The sequence below is a fragment of the Janibacter anophelis NBRC 107843 genome (assembly GCF_001570945.1).
Taxonomy (GTDB): domain Bacteria; phylum Actinomycetota; class Actinomycetes; order Actinomycetales; family Dermatophilaceae; genus Janibacter; species Janibacter anophelis.
Map to the genome: position 1 here is coordinate 1 of NZ_BCSQ01000014.1, position 18,193 is coordinate 18,193.

Genomic DNA, 18,193 nt, shown 5'->3' on the forward strand with positions numbered 1-18,193 from the left:
GCCGAAGGCCCGCCGGCACGCGCCGAAGGCGCGCTTGAACCAGTAGGAAATTCCTCACGGTTCGCCCCCTTGCTCGGTCTTACACCATCGTCGCGACCGTTACCATCGGCGTCATGGTGGATGAGATGGGCGATAGCCCCGAAGCCTCGGACCCTGCGCCCGACCCTCAAATGGTTTTCATGGACAAGCTCGTTTCTGAACTCTCTCGCTTGGCTTCGAGTCAAGACGAGGTGCTCAGACTGGCTCGAATCATCGACGAACGTGCAGCCGAAGTAGATGACGCAGCACAGCGCGCGCGAGAGTTTCTGCGGGTTCAACTTGACGCGGATCTTGACGACGAGGGACTGCAGCGTTTGATGGGCGTCATCATGAATGCGGTCAAGGACCCCACTGGCGAAGACGTTCTAACCGAGGAGGACCGCCGCGAAGCCTTTGCGAAAGCCGTAGAGGACGCCGTTTCTGACCTGCCAGAGGGGCAGGCTTCGGCTTATCTTGCCGCCGTGGGCCGTGCGATCTCGGGCCCGCCCTCAGGGCATTACCTCCATCGGTCCCTGATGGTCACACTCGTGGGGGAACTAGAGATGCTCGTGAACTCCACGGCACGAGCATGCTTCGAACTTAAACCTGGCGCGCTCAGCGCATCAGAGCACATGATGTCCTGGAACGAGATGTCGAAATTCAATTCTCTCGACGACGTCCGAGAGTCTCTCGTAGATCGAGTCATTGAAGATGTGATGCGCGGCTCACTCGACGATTGGATGAGCTTCTTCGCCAAACGATTCTCTATTGGAAAGGTCGCTGCTTCCGATCAATTTCCAGCCCAAGAAGTCCTTCAACGACGTCATTGCATCGTCCACAATGCCGGGAACGCATCCCGGCTTTACATAAAGAAGCTTGAACGCTTCCCTGAATGCAAAGCCATTGAGGGTGAGCGCCTATTGGTTGATTCAGTCTACCTAAGGGAAGCTGCCGATATTCTCTACGGACTAGCGTACTCGCTTGTCTGGTCCGCAGGGTTCGACCTCCTGAAGGACGAGCATGCTAGATCACACCTCGGCAGATCGTTGGCCAATGAGTGTTACTTCTTGCTCCAGAACCGAAGGTTCCACCTTGTAATAGACATTTGCAACAACGCCCCCATAAAGCGGCTGCCGGAAGAGCACTACCTGATTTTGCTTGTTAACAGATGGCTAGCATACAAGCGGACCGGTCGCTTTCAGGAGGTCGAAAAGGAGGTGCGCGACTTCAAAACCGCAACGAAGAGCAAGGAGTTCCAGTTGGCCAGACTGGCGCTCTTGGACTCCACCGAAGAGGCATGGAGTCTCGCTCAATCGATGCTGAAGAACGATGAGTTGAGCGCAGCCCACTATGCAGCCTGGCCGTTGCTCTCGGAGGTTCGAGCATACGGCGAATCCCTCGAGGAAACTTTGGAGGTTGAGGCGTCGACGGGTCTGAGCTAGACTCTAGGGATTCATCGATGGAAGGACTTCCATGAGCACGTCTGACCTCTGAACAAGACTCTTCAACAGGCCCCCGAGGCAGCACCTCGGGGGCCTGTTGGCTGCCTGAGGACCTGCGCCGAGTGCGTCAGTGGTGGCAGTCGCCCACCAGCGCCCATGAGTGCCGAGCGATGGCACTTCGAGACGGGGTGTGACGGCCACGCGACACACGTCCGTTGCCCAGACTTAGTTGGGCGCGACGAACGCCCCTGCCTCGTGCACGTCCCCTGCGGGCGTCTGGTGATGGAAGACTCCGAGGCTCTGCCAGCCGTTTCGCTTATACAGGCGGATGGCAGCAGCGTCCTTACCCATGACCTCCAGGACCAACCGCTGACCGTTCGAGCTAGCTGCGCCGTGCACAACCTCCACTAGCCGTTGGGCTACGCCAGACCCCCGCACCTTCGGAGCGACGAAGAGGCGAGCTAGCACTGCGATCCCAGCCGGGGCGGTCCTATCGCGCTCAACGAGCAGTTCTGCCGCACGATCCTCACGGGCGGGACGCATGAGCGCAGCGTGACCAACAGGCCGGCCCTCTAAGAGCGCGGTCCATTGGCCCACAGCCTCTGGCAAATCGACCCACGATCGAGGGTCGTCGACACCTTCGACCGGATAGCCGTCAGTCGCGTGAACCCGCACTAGGACGTCCGCCAGCGCGTCGAGATCGGCCGGAATTGTCGGTCGGATCTTTACCTCGCCCATTCGTCCACCTTCATCGTGTAGTCGAGGCCCGAGTAGTCGGCCCGCATGGTGAACTGCGTGACCTCGAAGGGTCGTCGGGCGGTCGAGCACGACCTGCCGGACCTGTGCGCCTTCATGCTCGCGACAGGCCTGCGAATCGGTGAGGCCGTCGCGGTCTTGTGGTCGGAGGTCGACCTGGAGGAGGGCTCGGTGGAGGTGACCTCGACTCTCATCCGGGTCACCGGGCAGGGGTTGATCCGCAAGGCCACCAAGTCCGCGGCTGGTCAACGTCGCCTCCCCCTTCCACAGTGGTGCGTGGCGATGCTGCGGCGCCGGGCTGAGGTCGGGGTGGGGCCGAATGAGCCGGTCTTCGGCACGGTCGATGGTGGCTTCCGGGAGCCGCGCACGGTGAGCCGGTGGCTCTACGAGGTGCGTCTCGACAGCGATCTGGAGTGGGTCACCTCGCACGCCTGGCGCAAGACGACGGCGAGCATCCTCGACGGGTCCGGGGTGACGGCGCGGATCATCGCCGACCAGCTCGGCCACTCGCGGGTGTCGATGACGCAGGACGTCTATCTGGGGCGTGGTGAGCGCGACCCGCGGGTGCTCGCGGCCCTCGAAGCGGTCGACCCGCGCACCGCCTCCGAGATCGAAAGTGGAGGCATAAGTGGAGGCTTCGGGGGGTCGCAGGGTGGTGAGTGACGTGTTTTCCCTGATCAGAGAGCTGGCGAAGGGACTCGAACCCTCAACCACCTGTTTACAAGACAGGTGCGCTACCAATTGCGCCACGCCAGCGGGCCCGGCGAGCGAAGACCGGGACCGCGGCATCGTAGCCCGCGGCCCCGGTCGTCACCGAGTCACCGTCGTGTCAGAGCACGTTGCGGTTGAGGTACATCTGCAGGCGGGTGGTCGTCTGCGGGCCCCAGGCGCCATCGACGTCGGCGCCGACCTTGCGCTGCAGCGCCTTGGTCGTCATCGGGCCGATGATGCCGTCGGGCGAGGCGCCGACGCGGCGCTGCAGGGCCTGCTTGTCGGCGACGTCGAGGTAGCCGTTCATCGGGCGACCGCCCCACTTCTCGATGCCGGCGTTGGTCTTCGGGCCGCGGATGCCGTCGACGACGAGCTCGCCGCCGGTCGAGGTGGTCGGGGGGCGGGTGGTGTCGCGCGAGGGACGGTCACCGGTGCCGTAGGGGTCGACGGCCAGGCCGTTGGCGACGGTCAGTCCGGCGCGCTGCGAGCAGACGGGCCACGCGCCCGGGCCCTGCACCTTGAGGACCTCCTGGGCGATCTCGATCTGCTGGGCCTTGGTGGCCCGGTCGGCGGTGTAGGCGTACTTCTGCCCGCCGAAGCCCTTCCACGTCTGGAAGGAGAACTGCAGGCCGCCGTAGTAGCCGTTGCCGGTGTTGATGCTCCAGTTGTTCGTCGACTCGCAAGCGGCGACCCGGTCCCACACGGTGTCGGCGGCGCCGGCATTGGATGCGACGACGAGCCCGCCACCGACGAGGGACGCGGCGACGACACCGCCGCCCGCGATCCGCAGGCGACGGCCGCGTCGGGAGACGGGCTGGTCGGGGAAGTCATTGGTGCTGAACATGAAGTTTCCTCGCTTCGGCGAAGCACGGGCAGGGGTCCCCCGTGCAGGTCCGAGAGCGACGCTAAGGACTCAGCAGTCACACAGACAACACTTGTCACATAAATACAGACCTGTAACTTCCACCCCCTTGACACCGTCCGTCACCGTCGCGGCGACATCCGGACAGCGCGAAGGGGGCCTCGCACCAGTGGTGCGAGGCCCCCTTCTGCCGGGGTGTCGGGCTGTCGTCAGCCCGTCATCCGGGGATGGCTCAGCGAGCGTTGAGGTAGGTCTGGAGCTTGGAGGTGGTCTCCGGGCCCCAGATGCCGTCCTCGGCCGCACCGACGAGCTGCTGGACAGCGGTCGTCGTGATCGGGCCGATGATGCCGTCCTGCGCGGTGCCGACCTTGCCCTGCAGGGCCTGGACGTCGGAGGCGCTCAGGACGCCGTCCTGGCTGACGCCGACCCACTTCTCGATGGCGGCGTTGGTCTTCGGGCCGCGGATGCCGTCAACGACGAGGGCGCCGTCAGCGGTGGAGGTGCGAGCCTCGGAGCGCGAGGACTGCTGCGGGGCCTCCTGCTGCTGCGGAGCGGACTCGGCCTTGGGGGCCGGGGCCGGGGCCGGGGCCGGGGCCGGAGCGACAGCGCCGCTGCCGTTGGCCTTGGTCAGGCCGGCCTTCTGCGAGCAGACGGGCCACGCGCCGGGACCCTGCACCTGCAGGACCTTCTGCGCGATCTCGATCTGCTGCGACTTGGTGGCCTGGTGGGCGTTGGCCGCGTACTTGCCGCCGCCGAAGCCCTGCCAGGTCTGGGAGGTGAACTGCAGGCCGCCGTAGAAGCCGTTGCCCGTGTTGATGGACCAGTTGCCACCGCTCTCGCAGGCCGCGACGCGGTCCCAGACGGAGGAGGAGGCGGCGTCGGTGGAGGCGGACGCGCTCTGGGCGGTCGCCATGGAGCCCACGGCAACGGACGCGCCGGCCACAGCAACACCGGCGATGCGGCGGCGGGCAGGCGAGGCCTTGTCGATGCGGGCGTGCTTGGGGGAGTAGAACATTGCTGTGGTGATTCCTTCCACGAGGTTCAGGGTGCTTCGTGGGTGTGAAGCTGCCAGTAGTTCTGGCGTCGTTCGCGGACGGCGGGAACGTTACCTTCCCGTGACCTAACGAGTCAAACAACCGTCAACAACAACCCCCGCGAGGGTCAGACGATGTCCCAACCCTCGTCTTCGCGACGCTCCCCCTCCTGCTCGACCGTGGCCCGGCGCCGTTGTGCCACAGGGGCATCCAGTGGCGCAGCGAGTCGGTCACCCAGGGTGTTACCGGTGGCTATGGCCATGATCACACCGAGAGCACCGAGCACGCTGAACAGACCCGTCGTCGAGTTCGACCCGTCGGCGATCGTCGGCGGACTGCTCATGTGGTACAGCCCGATGAAGATCGCCAGACCGGGGTACAGACCGAAGGACGCCGGCACCGACAGGGTGAGCGCAGGGGCGTCCATCCGCAGGGCGATGTAGCGGGCGAGGAACCCGATCGTCGCGGCCGCGACGCCCGTCGCCGTCACCCGGCCGATGCCGGCCTGGACCAGACCCACGGCGGTCGCGACACCGATGACACACAGCAGGGCCGAGGGCAGCAGCATCCGCCGGCTGCCCTGCAGGGTGATCGACCCGGCGAGCCCGATCAGACCCGACCCCCCGATGACCAGGGGCAGCGTCGCCGAGGCCCATGCGAGCTTGTCGAGGGGCGGCGGCGTCAGGCCCAGCTCGAGCAGACCCCCGGCCTGCAGCGACAGGCCCAGGCCCGCCGCGACCCCGACGATGAGGCCGAAGGTGTGCAGCATGACCGCGAAGAGCCGAGCGGTACCGGTCACGGGGAACCCCGAGAGCACGTCCTCCATCGCGGAGATCAGCGTGCGGGAGGGCAACAACGCCACGATGCCGCCGGCGACGATGAAGGCGAAGTCCGACGGTGAGATCGGGAGCCAGTCGTAGGTACCCAGGACATAGGACCCGAAGGCGATGAGCGTCGCCGTCGCGCCGCCGATCGCCCCGAGGTAGAAGTCGGGCAGGTTCAGCCGGTCGATGAGGCTCGCGAGCATGATCGTCACGCACGCCGCGACCGCCGCCACGATGACGCCCGGCAGGCTCGCGCCGAGGATCAGGGCGACACCGCCGGCGACGCCCCCCTCGGCGAGGGTGACGAACCAGCGCGACCACATCCGTGGGGTGCGGCTGATCTCGCGCAGCTGGGAGTCGGCCTGCTCGACGTCGATCTCCCCGGAGACGAGGTCGTCGACGAGGGCGTGCACCATCGCCAGTCGGGCGAAGTCGAGGCGCGGCTGGCGCACGACCCGCAGCCGCGAGATCGTCTGGCCCGAGGGCGTGCGGCACTGCAGGTGCATCGACTGCATCGTCAGGTCGACGTCGAGGTCCTCGAGTCCCGCGGCCACGCCCACGGCGATCGTCGCCGACTCGACGCCCGCGGCACTGGACCCCGAGCGCAGCATGGCCTCGGCGACGCGCAGCGCCAGGTCCATCGCGTGGGCGGCCGCCCGTTCCTCGGCGACCGCGCGGGTGACACGGGGGTCGCGGTACGGCGTGCCACGCAGCGAACCACGCAGCGGGATCGTCTCGGTGGGCTGCTCACCCCGCAGGGTGGGCCGTCGGCGCGGCTTGGGCTGCGGGTGCTGCGGGATCGCCCCGGTCGGGCTCTCGTCGCGCGCGGCCGGGCGCCGTCGGGGCCGAGGTCGCTGGGGAGGAGGCGAGGGCGGCGGCGTGGTCATCGCGTCGGCAGCTGCTCCGGGGAGGGCAGCGGGGACCCCACGCCGGGCCACCAGGACACGTCCAGGGCCCCGGCCGCCAGCGCGCCGAGCACGGCGACCGCGAAGACGACGAGGGCGGCGATGACGAGCATCCGGACCGCAGGTGCACCGGTGACGGCACGCACCATGCTGCGGCTCCCCCGACGCAGCCCCGGGCCACCCGGGCCCCACCAACCGATGAGCAGTGCGACGAGCGCACCGGCAGCCAGCGGCACGGGCGAGGCGAGGCGCACCCCGAGTCCATCGGCGGTCGACTGCGCGAGTGCGGCGGCGAGCAGGGCGGCGGCGCCCACGGCCAGCGGGAGCAGCGCGGCGACCACGGTCGCGAGTGTGGCGCCGACGAGGTGGAGCGGGGAGGAGGCCACGGCGGCCACACCGTCGCTGCGGCGTCGGCCGTGCCGGTGGCGTCGGCGCACCGTGGCCGTCATCGAGCGGTCGATCGTCCGGGCGGTGAGCGACCAGCCGAGCACGACCGCGAGCGCCACCCACGGCAACGAGGCGGCCAGGGCCACGCCGGCCACGAGGAGCGCCGCGAGCACGTCGCTGCGCCGCGGCCGCCCGATGCGCGGGTCACCCGGGCGGTCGGGTACGCCGGGCTGGGCGCTCGGCTGGGTCCCGGGCCACGGAGCACGGTCCCCCTGCACCGGGGCGGGCGGCAGCAGCTGCGCGGGCGCGGGGGCGGGGGCCGCCCCCGGGTCGGGGTCGGTCCAGTCCCCCTGGCCCCACGGGGCCGGGGGCTCGACCCGCGGCGCCGGGGCCGCCGGCGGCAGCGTCCGGGTCGCGTCGGGGCGGAAGGCGCGGGTGCGCTGCGGGAGCACGTCGGTGACCGGACGGCCGTGCGCCCAGGCCTCGAGGGCAGCGAGGACCTCGTCGGCGTCGGGGCGCTGGCGCGCGTCGGGCGCGAGCGCGGCATGCAGCAGCGGGGCGAGCTGCGGGTCGACGTCACGCAGGTCGGCGTCGCCCCGGCACACCCGGGCGAGGACCGCCTCCATGCCGCCACGGCCGAAGGGAGAGCGCCCGGTGGCCGCGAAGACGAGCGTGGCCGCCCACCCCCACCAGTCCGTGGCCGGGGTGACGTCACCCCCCTCGACCAGCTCGGGCGAGAGGTAGCCCGGAGTGCCCATGACGAGGCCGGTCATCGTCATCCGCGAGCTCTCCGCGACGTGGGCGATGCCGAAGTCGATGACGACGGGGTCGTCATCGAGCATGAGGACGTTGCCGGGCTTGAGGTCGCGGTGGATCACGCCGACCGCGTGGATGGCGCGCAGCGCCTCGGCGAGGCCCCGGCCGAGGGCCAGCAGGGCCTGGGGGCCGAGGGGACCGTCCTCGCGGACCCGCTGCTCGAGGCTCGGGCCGGGCACGTAGCGGGTGACGATGTAGGGCTGGTCGGCCTCGAGGTCGGCGTCGAAGACGGGGGCGATGCGCTGGGAGCGCACCCGGGCGAGGGTGTCGACCTCGCGGGCCAGGCGGGCGCGGGCGTCGTCGTCGTGGGCGACGTGCGCGCGCAGCACCTTGATCGCCACGGCGCGCCCGCGCTCGTCGAGGGCAAGGTGGACGATGCCCATCCCGCCCTGCCCCAGCTGCTGGAGCACCCGGTAGGGGCCGATCGTGTCGAAGTCGGCCACGCCCACGCCAGCGCGCTCGTCAGGGGTGGGGTCGTCCCCGAGGAGCTGTGTCGTCATGGCATCCAGAGTAGAAGGCTCGCCATGGGAGGTGTCGGAGCGTGCCCTGTGTGCCGCCTGTGTGGCGTCGTCGTCGCGTGCGATGACTACTGGGTGATGTAGGCCTCGAGCTGGTCGCGCTCGGCCGCCAGGTCGCGGATGCGGTGCTTGACGACGTCGCCGATGCTCACGATGGCGACGAGCTGCCCCTCCCGCACGACGGGCACGTGCCGGATCCGACGCTCGGTCATCTCGCTCTCGAGGTCGCTGATGTCATCGTGCTCACCGCACGTGTGCACCTCGCTCGTCATGATCGCGCTCACCGGCCCGTCGAGGACCGCGATGCCGTCGCTGTGGATGCGCCGCACGACGTCCCGCTCGGAGACGATGCCGTCGACGCTCCCTTCGCCGGCGGAGACCACGACGGCACCGATGCGGTGCTCTGCGAGGAGGGCGAGGAGCTCGCCGACGGTGGCCTCCGGCGTCACGGTGACGACGTCGGTGCCCTTGGTGCGCAACACGTCCGAGATCTTCATGTACCGACGGTAGTGCTCCGGGCGCGTCGGCGGAAGGCTTCGGGGGTACATAGGGTGGGACACACCGACTCCCGGAGGGACACCCGTGCCACGCCAGCGCAAGTTCGACCTCGTCATCGCCGCCAACCGCCTACCGGTCGACCGCGTGGTCACGCCTGACGGCGGCAGCGAGTGGCACCGCTCCCCCGGCGGTCTCGTCACGGCGATGGACTCGGTGATGCGCGGCCGCGACGGCGCCTGGGTCGGGTGGGCCGGCGAGACCGGCGAGGCTCCCGCCCCCTTCGAGGAGGCGGGCATGTGGCTGCACCCCGTCCCGCTGTCGGAGGAGGAGCGCACCACCTACTACGAGGGTTTCAGCAACGACACGCTGTGGCCGATCTACCACGACGTCATCGTGCCGGCCCACTTCCACCGCGAGTGGTGGCAGGACTACCAGCGGGTCAACGAGCGCTTCGCCGAGGCCGTGTGCGCGGTCGCGGCGAAGGGGGCAAAGGTCTGGATCCACGACTACCAGCTGCAGCTCGTCCCCGCCCTCGTGCGGCAGCTGCGCCCGGACCTGCGCATCGGATGGTTCAACCACATCCCCTTCCCACCGGTCGAGCTCTTCGCCCAGCTGCCGTGGCGCTCGCGGATCCTCGACGGCCTCCTCGGCGCCGACTACCTCGGCTTCCAGCGCGCGGCCGACGCGCAGAACTTCGTGCGGGCCGCCCGGCAGCTCGACGGCCGGGCCACCCGCGGTGAGTGCGTGACGACCACCGACCCCAACGGCCAGGAGCGCGTCGTGCGCGCCTCCGCCGTGCCGATCAGCATCGACTTCCGCGGACTCGAGGAGCTGGCCAAGAGCGAGTCGGTCCAGCGGCGGGTCGAGCAGATCCGCGCCTCGCTCGGGGACCCCGACATCGTCCTGCTCGGCGTCGACCGCCTCGACTACACCAAGGGCATCCGCCACCGGCTCAAGGCCTACGAGGAGCTGCTTGCCGAGGGCGCCTTCCGCCCGCCGGAGGTGACCTTCGTCCAGGTCGCGACCCCGAGCCGCGAGCGCGTCGCGGCGTACAAGCACCTGCGCACCGAGGTCGAGACGACCGTGGGCCGGATCAACGGCACCTACTCCGCGCTCGGCTCGCCGGCCGTGCACTACCTGCACCAGAGCTACCCGCGCGAGGAGATGACCGCGCTCTTCCAGGTCGCCGACGTCATGCTCGTCACCCCGCTGCGCGACGGGATGAACCTCGTCGCCAAGGAGTACGTCACCTGCCGCCACGACCTCGGCGGCGCTCTCGTGCTCAGCGAGTTCACCGGCGCCTGGCACGAGCTGCAGCAGTCCTTCGTCTGCAACCCGCACGACATCGAGGGCCTCAAGCAGACGATGCTGCGGGCCATCGGCACCGACCCCAAGGACAAGCGTCGTCTCATGCGCGCCTCGCGCCGTCGCGTCTCCGACCACGACGTGCAGCGGTGGGCCGACCGATTCCTCACCAACCTCGAGATGGCACCCGAGCGTCCCCCGACGAAGGGGGCATGAGCGTGCCCCTCCCGCAGCCGGTCACCGCCGCGCTGGAGTCGGTCGCCGCCGCGCCGCGGCTGCTCGTGGCGACCGACTTCGACGGGGTGCTCGCTCCCTTCGTCCTCGACCCGCTCGACGCGAGGCCGCAGGCGGGCACGATCGCCTCCCTCACCGAGCTGGCCGCTGCCGAGGACACGTGGACCGCCGTCGTGTCCGGGCGCGACCTGGCCACCCTCGAGCAGCTCACCGGGCTCGCCGGCTCCGCCGTCACGCGCATCGGCAGCCACGGCGCCGAGTCCAGCAGCGGCACCGTCCTGCCCGAGGGCACCGCCGCTGCCGTCGCTGCGCTGCGGGAGCGCGTCGAGCACGCCGTCGCCGACCGCGAGCCGCGGATCCGCCTGGAGCACAAGCCGACCGCCGTCGTGCTGCACACCCGGGGCCTGCCGCCCGAGGTGCTCCCGACCGCCGAGGCGATCGCGCACGAGGCGGCCGACGGCGACGGCGTCACCCTGCTCACCGGCAAGGGCGTGCACGAGCTGAGCGTGCTGCGGGCCGACAAGGGCACCGCGCTGCGCGCGCTCGCGGGCACCCTCGAGGTCGACGCGACCCTCTACCTCGGCGACGACGTCACCGACGAGCACGTCTTCACCGTGCTCGGCCCGCGCGACCTGGGGATCAAGGTCGGGCCCGGCGAGACCGCCGCCCGGCTGCGCGTCGACGACTGCACGCTCGTCCCCGAGGTGCTGGCGGCCTTGTCCTCCCTTCGCTCCTGAGACTGCGCCACACTGGAGGGATCGATCGTCCCGGCCACGGAGGGAGGCGTCATGCCGCTGGACATCTCCGCTGCCCAGCCCGACCCGGCCCTGCTCGACCTGCCGTGGTCGGTCCCGCTGGAGGAGTGGCCGGCCGACCTGCTCGCGGCCCTGCCCCGCGGCATCTCCCGGCACGTCGTGCGCTTCGCCCGGCTCTCCGGCCGGATCGTCGCGGTCAAGGAGATCAAGGCCGAGCTCGCCCGCAACGAGTACCGACTGCTGCGCCAGCTCGGCCGCCTCGACCTGCCGTGCGTGGTCCCGCTCGCCGTCGTCACGGGGCGCACCGACGCGACCGGCGCCCCGCTCGACGCGTGCCTCGTGACCCGGCACCTGCAGTTCTCCCTCCCCTACCGCGCGGTCTTCAGCCAGCACCTGCGCGAGGACACCACGGCCCGGCTCGTCGACGCCCTCGCGGTGCTCCTCGCCCGGCTGCACCTCGCCGGCTTCTTCTGGGGGGACGTCTCGCTGTCCAACACGCTCTTCCGCCGCGATGCCGGCGCCTTCTCCGCCTACCTCGTCGACGCCGAGACCGGCGAGCTGCACGACCGGCTGAGCGACGGGCAGCGCGAGCACGACCTCGACCTGGCGCGCACCAACATCGCCGGCGAGCTCATGGACCTCGCCGCGGCCGGTCTCCTGCCCGAGGGGCTGGACCCGATCGAGGTCTCCGACGAGCTCATCGAGCGCTACCGCGAGCTGTGGGAGGAGCTGACCGGCGACGAGTGGTTCGACTCGGGCGAGCGCTGGCGGGTCGACGAACGCATCCGGCGGCTCAACGCGCTGGGCTTCGACGTCGACGAGCTGGCCATCTCGACCGACCTCGACGGCACCCACCTGCGCATCGAGCCCAAGGTCGTCGATGCCGGTCACCACAGCCGTCGGCTGCTGGGTCTCACCGGCCTCGACGTGGAGGAGAACCAGGCCCGCCGCCTGCTCAACGACCTCGACTCCTACCGCGCCGCCACCGACCGGCAGGGTGACGACGAGGCCCTGGTCGCCCACGACTGGCTGACCCGCATCTACGAGCCCGCCACCATCTCGATCCCCGCCGAGCTGCGCGCCAAGCTCGAGCCGGCGGAGATCTTCCACGAGATCCTCGAGCACCGTTGGTACATGGCCGAGCGCGTCGGGCACGATGTCCCCATCGAGGACGCGATCGCGGAGTACCTGCGAGAGGTCCTGCCGAGCAAACCCGACGAGCAGTCGGTCCTGGGGACGGACACCCAGATGCTGCCCGTCGTCGACAAGGAGAGCTGATGACCGCACCCGCACCGCTGCCGCCGACGAACGGCGATCCGAACAGGCCGGGGTCGCGGGCCTGGGTGGAGCAGCGCTACGGCCGGACCGCCGCCTTCCCCGACCGGATCGTGCCCGGCATCATCGATGGCGTCCTGTCCGCCATGGCCGCCCTGGTGCCCCTGGTGCTCGGCATCATCTGCATCGTCGCCGGCATGCCCGACACCTACGACTGCGGCATCTACTCCTACGACACCTGCGAGGTCCCCGGGTCCGGGTCGGGCGGGCTCGTGGCGCTCGGTGTCCTGCTGATCCTCCTCAGCGCCGTCGCCAGCCTCGCCACCACCGCGTACAACCGCGTCTACCGCGTCACCCGGTCCGGCCAGAGCCTCGGCAAGAAGCTCACCGGCCTCAAGGTCATCGACGCCGAGACCGGCGGCCACCCGAAGCTCGGCGCCGCGGCGCTGCGTGAGCTGGTCCACCAGTTCGCCGGGATCATCAGCTGGATCTGGATGCTCGTCGACGACGACGACCGCACGCTCGCCGACATCGTCGGCAAGACCCACGTCATCCACGCCGAGGGCACCTGAGCACTCCCGGGAGACGACGAAGGGAGCCGCACCCGTCGACCGGGTGCGGCTCCCTTCGTCTGTGGATCAGGAGGGGCGCGCGGAGGACTGCTGGCGGATCCAGCGGGTCGAGTCCGGCACCCACAGGCAGGCGACGGTCACGCCGCCGACGACGACCAACCCGAGGTCCAGCACGATCGAGGGCCCGATCGGCGGGATGAAGGCGCCGCAGAGCGAGCAGATCGCGACCACGCCGAAGATGACGGTGCCGACGATGCGGGCCCACTCCTTGCCCTGGGTCGCCGCGTGCGTCAGGCCGACCCACACCAGACCGATGAGGACGGACACGAGCGTCGCGCCGATGATGATCGCGATGAAGACACCATCGGCGGAGTCGCCCCACTGCGACTCGATGTCCTGCCAGTCCTGGTTGCCCATCATCCGCATCTCAAGACCGGTGAGGAGCGGGTAGACCAGACAGATCACGGCGCCGACCCAGCTGGCCCACCGGGCGCCGCGGATGGAGGTCGGCTCGCTGCCCAGCGGTGGCTGCGCCGGCGACTGGCCGTACGGGGGGCCGCCGTAGGGAGGGCCACCGTAGGCAGGCCCGCCGTACGCAGGTCCACCGGAGGGCTGCGACGGTTGGCCGTAGGGGTGGTGCGGGGGCTGCTGTCCGTGGGGTCCGGGCGGCGGCTGGGTCATGCTCCTCCTCGTATGCGGGCGATCTCGTAGAGCGTCACCCCGGCGGCGAGACCGGCGTTGAGCGATTCGACGGCGCTGCTCATCGGGATCGAGACGATCTGGTCGCAGGTCTCACGCACGAGGCGCGAGAGTCCCTTGCCCTCGGAGCCCACGACGACGACGAGCGGCGAGGTCGCCAGCTCCAGGCCGGGCAGCTCGACGTCGCCGTCCATGTCGAGGCCGACGACGAAGAACCCGGCCTTGCGGTAGTCCTCCAGCGCGCGCACGAGGTTGCTCGCCTGGGCGACCGGGACGCGGGCGGCGGCGCCGGCGGAGGTCTTCCACGCCGACGCGGTCATCCCCGCGCTGCGACGGGCGGGCACGACGACGCCGTGGCCACCGAAGGCCGCGACCGACCGGACGATCGCCCCGAGGTTGCGGGGGTCGGTGATGCTGTCGAGCGCCACGACGAGCGGCGTCCCCGGGATCTCGCTATCGACGAGGTCCTGCGGGTGGGCGTACTCGTACGGTGGCACCTGCGCGGCGAGGCCCTGGTGGACCGCGCCGTCGGTGAGCCGGTCGAGCTCGGTGCGCGGCGTCTCCATGATCGGGATACCGGCCTCGGCCGCGAGCGTCAGCGCCTCCTTGACCCGGTCGTCGCTGTCGATCCGGTTGGCGATGTACATCGTCGAGATCGGCACCTCGGTGCGCAGCGCCTCCACGACCGAGTTGCGCCCGGCGATCATCTCCGTGGAGCCCGACTTCTTACGGGTGCTCCCGGCGCGGCCCGCGGGCTTGCGCTCGGACGGCTTCTTGTACGCCTTGTGGTTGGGGCGCTCGGAGGCCTTGGGCGTGGGGCCCTTGCCCTCCAGGCCACGGCGGCGCTGGCCACCGGAGCCGACCTGCGCCCCCTTCTTGGAGCCGGTGCGCCGCACGGCGCCCCGTCGCGAGCTGTTGCCGGGCATCAGTGGTCCTTCCTGGCGAGGCTCCACCGCGCGCCGCGCGGGGTGTCCTCGATGGTGATCCCCGCGGCGACGAGCGCGTCACGGATCTGGTCAGCGGTCTCGAAGTCGCGCGCGGCGCGCGCCTTGGCGCGGGCCTCGACCTGCAGCTGCACGAGGGCGTCGAGGGCGTCGGTGAGCTCACCCTCCCGGCTCCCACCGGCGCCGCCCCACGTCGCGGACAACGGGTTGATGCCGAGGACGTCGGTCATCGCGACGACCGTGGTGGCGATCTCCGCGGCCTCGTCCCGACCCCCTTCGTCCAGTGCGGTGTTGCCCCGACGGACGCTCTCGTGGATGACGGCGAGCGCCCCGGCGACACCGAGGTCGTCGTCCATGGAGGCGACGAACTCGGCGGGCAGCTCGACCTGCGGGTCGGCCTCGACGACCGCCTGGCCGGGCAGCGCCCGCCGCAGGAAGCCCTCGATCCGCTCGACGGCCGCACCGGCCTCCTCGAGCGAGCCGGGGTGGTACTCGATCATCGAGCGGTAGTGGGCGGCGGTGAGGAAGTAGCGCACGGTGAGCGGGTCGTGCTCCTGTACGAGGTGCTGGACCTCGAGGGCGTTGCCGAGGGACTTGCCCATCTTTTCGCCTTTGACCGTCACCCAGCCGTTGTGCAGCCAGTAGCCGGCGAAGCCGAGCCCGGCGGCGCGGGACTGGGCCTGCTCGTTCTCGTGGTGGGGGAAGCGCAGGTCGATGCCGCCGCCGTGGATGTCGAAGGTGTCGCCGAGGTACTTGCGCGCCATCGCCGAGCACTCGAGGTGCCACCCCGGCCGCCCCGCGCCGTAGGGCGTGGGCCAGGTGGCGGTCGCCGGCTCGTCGTCCTTGCGTCCCTTCCACAGCGCGAAGTCGCGCGGGTCGCGCTTGCCGCGCGGGTCCGCGTCGTCGGCCGCGACCATGTCGTCGAGGCCCTGGTTGGACAGCTCGCCGTAGTCGGCCCAGCTCTTGACGTCGAAGTAGACGTCGCCGCTGCCGTCGGCCGCCGGGTAGGCGTGGCCGCGCTCGACGAGCTCGTCGACGAGGGTGACCATCTCGGTGATGTGGCCGGTCGCCCGGGGCTCGTAGGTCGGCGGCAGCACGCCGAGCAGCTCGAGCGCCTCGGTCGTGTAGCGCTCGTTGCGGTAGCTGAGCGCCCACCAGTCCTCGCCGCTCTCGGCGGCCTTGCGCAGGATCTTGTCGTCGATGTCGGTGACATTGCGCACGAGCGTCACGTCGTAGCCGTGGCCGCGCTCCAGCCAGCGCCGCAGCACGTCGAAGGCGACGGCGAACCGCAGGTGCCCGATGTGCGGCGCACCCTGCGTCGTGAGCCCACAGATGTACATCCCCACCCGGCCGGGGGTCACGGGGACGAAGTCGCGCTGCTCGCGCGTGGCGGTGTCGAAGAGCTGCAGGGTCACGGGCCCAAGGCTAACGTCCGCGTCCCGCTAGCCTGCACGCCATGACGAGCCAGATGCCGGCCTGGGCCGTGTGGACCCTGCTCGTGGTGCTGCTCGTGTGGAGCATCGCCGCCGGCATGTGGATCGAGCGGCGACTGCTCACGTGGTGGGTCGGGCAGACGGCGGGCGGCCTGCTGCGGACCGTCGTCATGACCGCGGTACTCCACCTCGCGATCGTGCTGGGGTGCCTGGTGGTCGCCGTCGCGGTGGTCTGGCTGCGTGACGCCCTCGGGGTGGGCACGTGGGTGCCGGGTCTGGCGGCCTTCGTCGGGGCCGCCGCGGTGACGCCGGCGATCGCCAACTTCCTCCCCAGCCACGCCGACCTCGGCCCGTACCGCGACGACCTGGTCCGGGCCGGCGCAGCCGGCCGCCAGGCCACCGCGATCAGGTGGACGTCCCTCCCCTTCGTCATGGTGGAGTTGGCCTGCCTGACCGGGGTGGGCTTTGCGGCGCTGGCGACCTGAGGTCAGTGCCCGCGGTCGAGCCACTCCTGCACGTGCGGGGCCTCCGCGCCGATGCTCGTGTCGTCCCCGTGCCCGGTGTGCACGACCGTCTCCGAAGGGAGGGTCAACAGCTTGTCGCGGATCGACTCCACGATCGTCGGGAAGTCCGAGTACGAGCGACCGGTCGCTCCCGGGCCGCCGTTGAAGAGGGTGTCCCCGGAGAAGACGACCCCGAGCTCCGGCGCGTGCAGGCAGCAGGCGCCGGGCGCGTGGCCGGGCGTGTGCAGCACGGTCAGCTCGGTCCCCGCGACGGTGATGACCTGGCCGTGGGCCAGGGCCCCGTCGGGGGCTCGGTCGGGGTAGGTCATCCCCCACAGCGGGGCCTCGTCGGGGTGCAGCCAGATCGGCGCCCCCTTCGCGTCGGCCACCTCGGCGGCCGCGTTGACGTGGTCGTTGTGGGCGTGGGTGCTGACGATCGCGAGCAGGCGGCGCTCACCGACCGCGTCGAGGATCGGGGCGGCCTCGTGGCCCGCGTCGATGACGATGCACTCGGCGTCGTCACCGACGATCCACACGTTGTTGTCGACCTCCCACGAGCCGCCGTCGAGTTCGAAGGTGCCGGAGGTGATGACCTTGTCGATGCGCGCGGTCACAGGACCACCACCGAGCGCAGCACGTCACCGGAGTGCATCTTGTCGAAGGCCGACTCGATGTCGCCCAGACCGATCCGCTCGGTGACGAAGGCGTCGAGGTCGAAGCGCCCCTGGCGGTAGAGGTCGACGAGCATCGGGAAGTCGCGGCTCGGCAGGCAGTCGCCGTACCAGCTCGACTTGAGGGCACCACCTCGGCCGAAGATCTCGATCATGGGGAGGGTGACCTCCTTGTCCGGGGTCGGGACCCCGACGAGGACGACTCGACCGGCCAGGTCGCGCGCGTAGAAGGCCTGCTCGTAGGTCTGCGGCAGGCCGACCGCGTCGACGACGACATCGGCACCGAAACCGCCCGTCAGCTCACGGACCCGCTCGACGGTGTCCTCGGTGCTCGCATCCACGGTGTGCGTGGCACCGAAGCCCTTGGCGATCTCCAGCTTCCGCGGATCCATGTCCACCGCGATGATCGTCGTCGCACCCGCAACCTTCGCGCCCGCGATCGCCGCATCACCGACACCACCGCACCCGATGACCGCAATCGACTCACCACGAGTGACCTCACCGGTGTTGACCGCGGCACCGAAGCCGGCCATCACACCGCAGCCCAGCAGGCCCACGGCCGCCGCGTCGGCGTCCCCGTCGACCTTGGTGCACTGCCCCGCAGCGACGAGGGTCTTCTCGGCGAAGGCGCCGATACCCAGCGCGGGGGTCAGCTCCTCGCCGGTCTCGGCGATGGTCATCTTCTGGGTCGCGTTGTGCGTGTCGAAGCAGTACTGCGGCTTGCCCTTCCGGCACGCGCGGCACTGACCGCACACCGCGCGCCAGTTGAGGATGACGAAGTCGCCGGGGGCGACGTCCGTGACGCCCTCGCCGACGGACTCGACGACGCCGGCCGCCTCGTGGCCCAGGAGGAAGGGGAACTCGTCGTTGATCCCCCCTTCGCGGTAGTGCAGGTCGGTGTGGCAGACCCCGCAGGACTGCACGGCGACCACGGCCTCCCCGGGCCCGGGGTCGGGCACGACGATGTCGACGACCTCCACATCGGCTCCCTTGGACCGGGCGATGACTCCCTTGACCGTCTGCGACACGCG

General features: G+C 70.4%; 18 protein-coding genes and 1 tRNA gene. 7 read left to right on the forward strand and 12 right to left on the reverse strand.

Going from position 1 to position 18,193, the window contains the following annotated elements; genetic code table 11:
- The first annotated feature begins 113 nt into the window (after positions 1-113).
- The gene (locus tag JAN01S_RS05205) at positions 114-1,460 is read left to right on the forward strand and encodes a hypothetical protein (protein ID WP_068314726.1); all 1,347 of its coding nucleotides are present in this window, start codon (positions 114-116) and stop codon (positions 1,458-1,460) included.
- Positions 1,461-1,685: 225 nt separating this feature from the next.
- Here the strand turns inward: JAN01S_RS05205 and JAN01S_RS17755 are convergent, their stop codons facing one another.
- Positions 1,686-2,198, reverse strand: coding sequence for a GNAT family N-acetyltransferase (locus tag JAN01S_RS17755; RefSeq protein WP_084360045.1), 513 nt, complete (start codon positions 2,196-2,198; stop codon positions 1,686-1,688).
- A gap of 57 nt (positions 2,199-2,255) precedes the next feature.
- On the opposite strand from JAN01S_RS17755, the gene JAN01S_RS05215 reads away from it, so the two are divergent.
- Positions 2,256-2,879, forward strand: a complete 624-nt coding sequence (locus tag JAN01S_RS05215; RefSeq protein WP_169797168.1) for a site-specific integrase — start codon at positions 2,256-2,258, stop codon at positions 2,877-2,879.
- A gap of 20 nt (positions 2,880-2,899) precedes the next feature.
- On the opposite strand, the gene JAN01S_RS05220 is transcribed toward JAN01S_RS05215, so the two are convergent.
- The 6 genes from JAN01S_RS05220 to JAN01S_RS05245 form a co-directional block, all read right to left on the reverse strand.
- Positions 2,900-2,972: transfer RNA gene (locus tag JAN01S_RS05220), tRNA-Thr, on the reverse strand.
- A gap of 73 nt (positions 2,973-3,045) precedes the next feature.
- On the reverse strand, positions 3,046-3,771 hold the full coding sequence (locus JAN01S_RS17655; RefSeq protein ID WP_068314730.1) for a transglycosylase family protein: 726 nt from the start codon (positions 3,769-3,771) through the stop codon (positions 3,046-3,048).
- 250 nt (positions 3,772-4,021) lie between these two features.
- Positions 4,022-4,825 (reverse strand): transglycosylase family protein, encoded by an 804-nt coding sequence (locus JAN01S_RS05230; protein WP_306305648.1) that lies wholly within the window; start codon positions 4,823-4,825, stop codon positions 4,022-4,024.
- Positions 4,826-4,950: 125 nt separating this feature from the next.
- Positions 4,951-6,534 carry a threonine/serine exporter family protein gene (locus JAN01S_RS05235; RefSeq protein WP_169797169.1) on the reverse strand — a complete coding sequence of 528 codons (1,584 nt, stop codon included), beginning with the start codon at positions 6,532-6,534 and terminating at the stop codon, positions 4,951-4,953.
- Positions 6,531-8,255 carry a serine/threonine-protein kinase gene (locus tag JAN01S_RS05240; RefSeq protein WP_068314739.1) on the reverse strand — a complete coding sequence of 575 codons (1,725 nt, stop codon included), beginning with the start codon at positions 8,253-8,255 and terminating at the stop codon, positions 6,531-6,533. The genes JAN01S_RS05235 and JAN01S_RS05240 overlap by 4 nt, the downstream gene beginning before the upstream one ends.
- Positions 8,256-8,341: 86 nt before the next feature.
- Positions 8,342-8,770: a CBS domain-containing protein gene (locus tag JAN01S_RS05245; RefSeq protein ID WP_068314741.1), complete on the reverse strand. Its 429-nt coding sequence runs from the start codon at positions 8,768-8,770 to the stop codon at positions 8,342-8,344.
- Between the two features lie 85 nt (positions 8,771-8,855).
- Between JAN01S_RS05245 and JAN01S_RS05250 the strand changes: the two genes are divergently transcribed.
- Genes JAN01S_RS05250 through JAN01S_RS05265 form a run of 4 tightly spaced genes read left to right on the forward strand, consistent with a single transcriptional unit; the run spans position 8,856 to position 12,912 of the window.
- Positions 8,856-10,292, forward strand: a complete 1,437-nt coding sequence (locus JAN01S_RS05250) for an alpha,alpha-trehalose-phosphate synthase (UDP-forming) (protein ID WP_068314743.1) — start codon at positions 8,856-8,858, stop codon at positions 10,290-10,292.
- Positions 10,289-11,047: a trehalose-phosphatase gene (otsB, locus tag JAN01S_RS05255; RefSeq protein ID WP_068314746.1), complete on the forward strand. Its 759-nt coding sequence runs from the start codon at positions 10,289-10,291 to the stop codon at positions 11,045-11,047. The genes JAN01S_RS05250 and otsB overlap by 4 nt, the downstream gene beginning before the upstream one ends.
- A 51-nt stretch (positions 11,048-11,098) precedes the next feature.
- Positions 11,099-12,343, forward strand: coding sequence for a DUF4032 domain-containing protein (locus tag JAN01S_RS05260; protein ID WP_068314747.1), 1,245 nt, complete (start codon positions 11,099-11,101; stop codon positions 12,341-12,343).
- Positions 12,343-12,912, forward strand: coding sequence for an RDD family protein (locus JAN01S_RS05265; protein WP_068314749.1), 570 nt, complete (start codon positions 12,343-12,345; stop codon positions 12,910-12,912). Before JAN01S_RS05260 ends, JAN01S_RS05265 begins: the two co-directional genes overlap by 1 nt.
- 66 nt (positions 12,913-12,978) lie before the next feature.
- On the opposite strand, the gene JAN01S_RS05270 is transcribed toward JAN01S_RS05265, so the two are convergent.
- Genes JAN01S_RS05270 through cysS form a run of 3 tightly spaced genes read right to left on the reverse strand, consistent with a single transcriptional unit; the run spans position 12,979 to position 15,970 of the window.
- The gene (locus JAN01S_RS05270; protein ID WP_068314750.1) at positions 12,979-13,593 is read right to left on the reverse strand and encodes a hypothetical protein; all 615 of its coding nucleotides are present in this window, start codon (positions 13,591-13,593) and stop codon (positions 12,979-12,981) included.
- Entirely contained in the window at positions 13,590-14,537 is a 948-nt protein-coding gene (gene rlmB, locus JAN01S_RS05275; RefSeq protein ID WP_068314751.1) for a 23S rRNA (guanosine(2251)-2'-O)-methyltransferase RlmB, read from the reverse strand. Before rlmB ends, JAN01S_RS05270 begins: the two co-directional genes overlap by 4 nt.
- Entirely contained in the window at positions 14,537-15,970 is a 1,434-nt protein-coding gene (cysS, locus tag JAN01S_RS05280) for a cysteine--tRNA ligase (protein ID WP_068314754.1), read from the reverse strand. The genes rlmB and cysS overlap by 1 nt, the downstream gene beginning before the upstream one ends.
- 41 nt (positions 15,971-16,011) lie before the next feature.
- Here cysS and JAN01S_RS05285 point away from each other — a divergent pair, with 41 nt between their 5' ends.
- A complete protein-coding gene (locus JAN01S_RS05285) occupies positions 16,012-16,473 on the forward strand; it encodes a hypothetical protein (protein WP_068314758.1) in 462 nt (153 codons plus the stop codon).
- A gap of 2 nt (positions 16,474-16,475) precedes the next feature.
- Here JAN01S_RS05285 and JAN01S_RS05290 read toward each other — a convergent pair whose 3' ends face one another.
- Positions 16,476-17,105 carry an MBL fold metallo-hydrolase gene (locus JAN01S_RS05290; RefSeq protein WP_068314760.1) on the reverse strand — a complete coding sequence of 210 codons (630 nt, stop codon included), beginning with the start codon at positions 17,103-17,105 and terminating at the stop codon, positions 16,476-16,478.
- Complete coding sequence (locus JAN01S_RS05295; protein WP_068314762.1) at positions 17,102-18,190, reverse strand: S-(hydroxymethyl)mycothiol dehydrogenase; 1,089 nt, start codon at positions 18,188-18,190, stop codon at positions 17,102-17,104. The genes JAN01S_RS05290 and JAN01S_RS05295 overlap by 4 nt, the downstream gene beginning before the upstream one ends.
- Positions 18,191-18,193 lie beyond the last annotated feature (3 nt).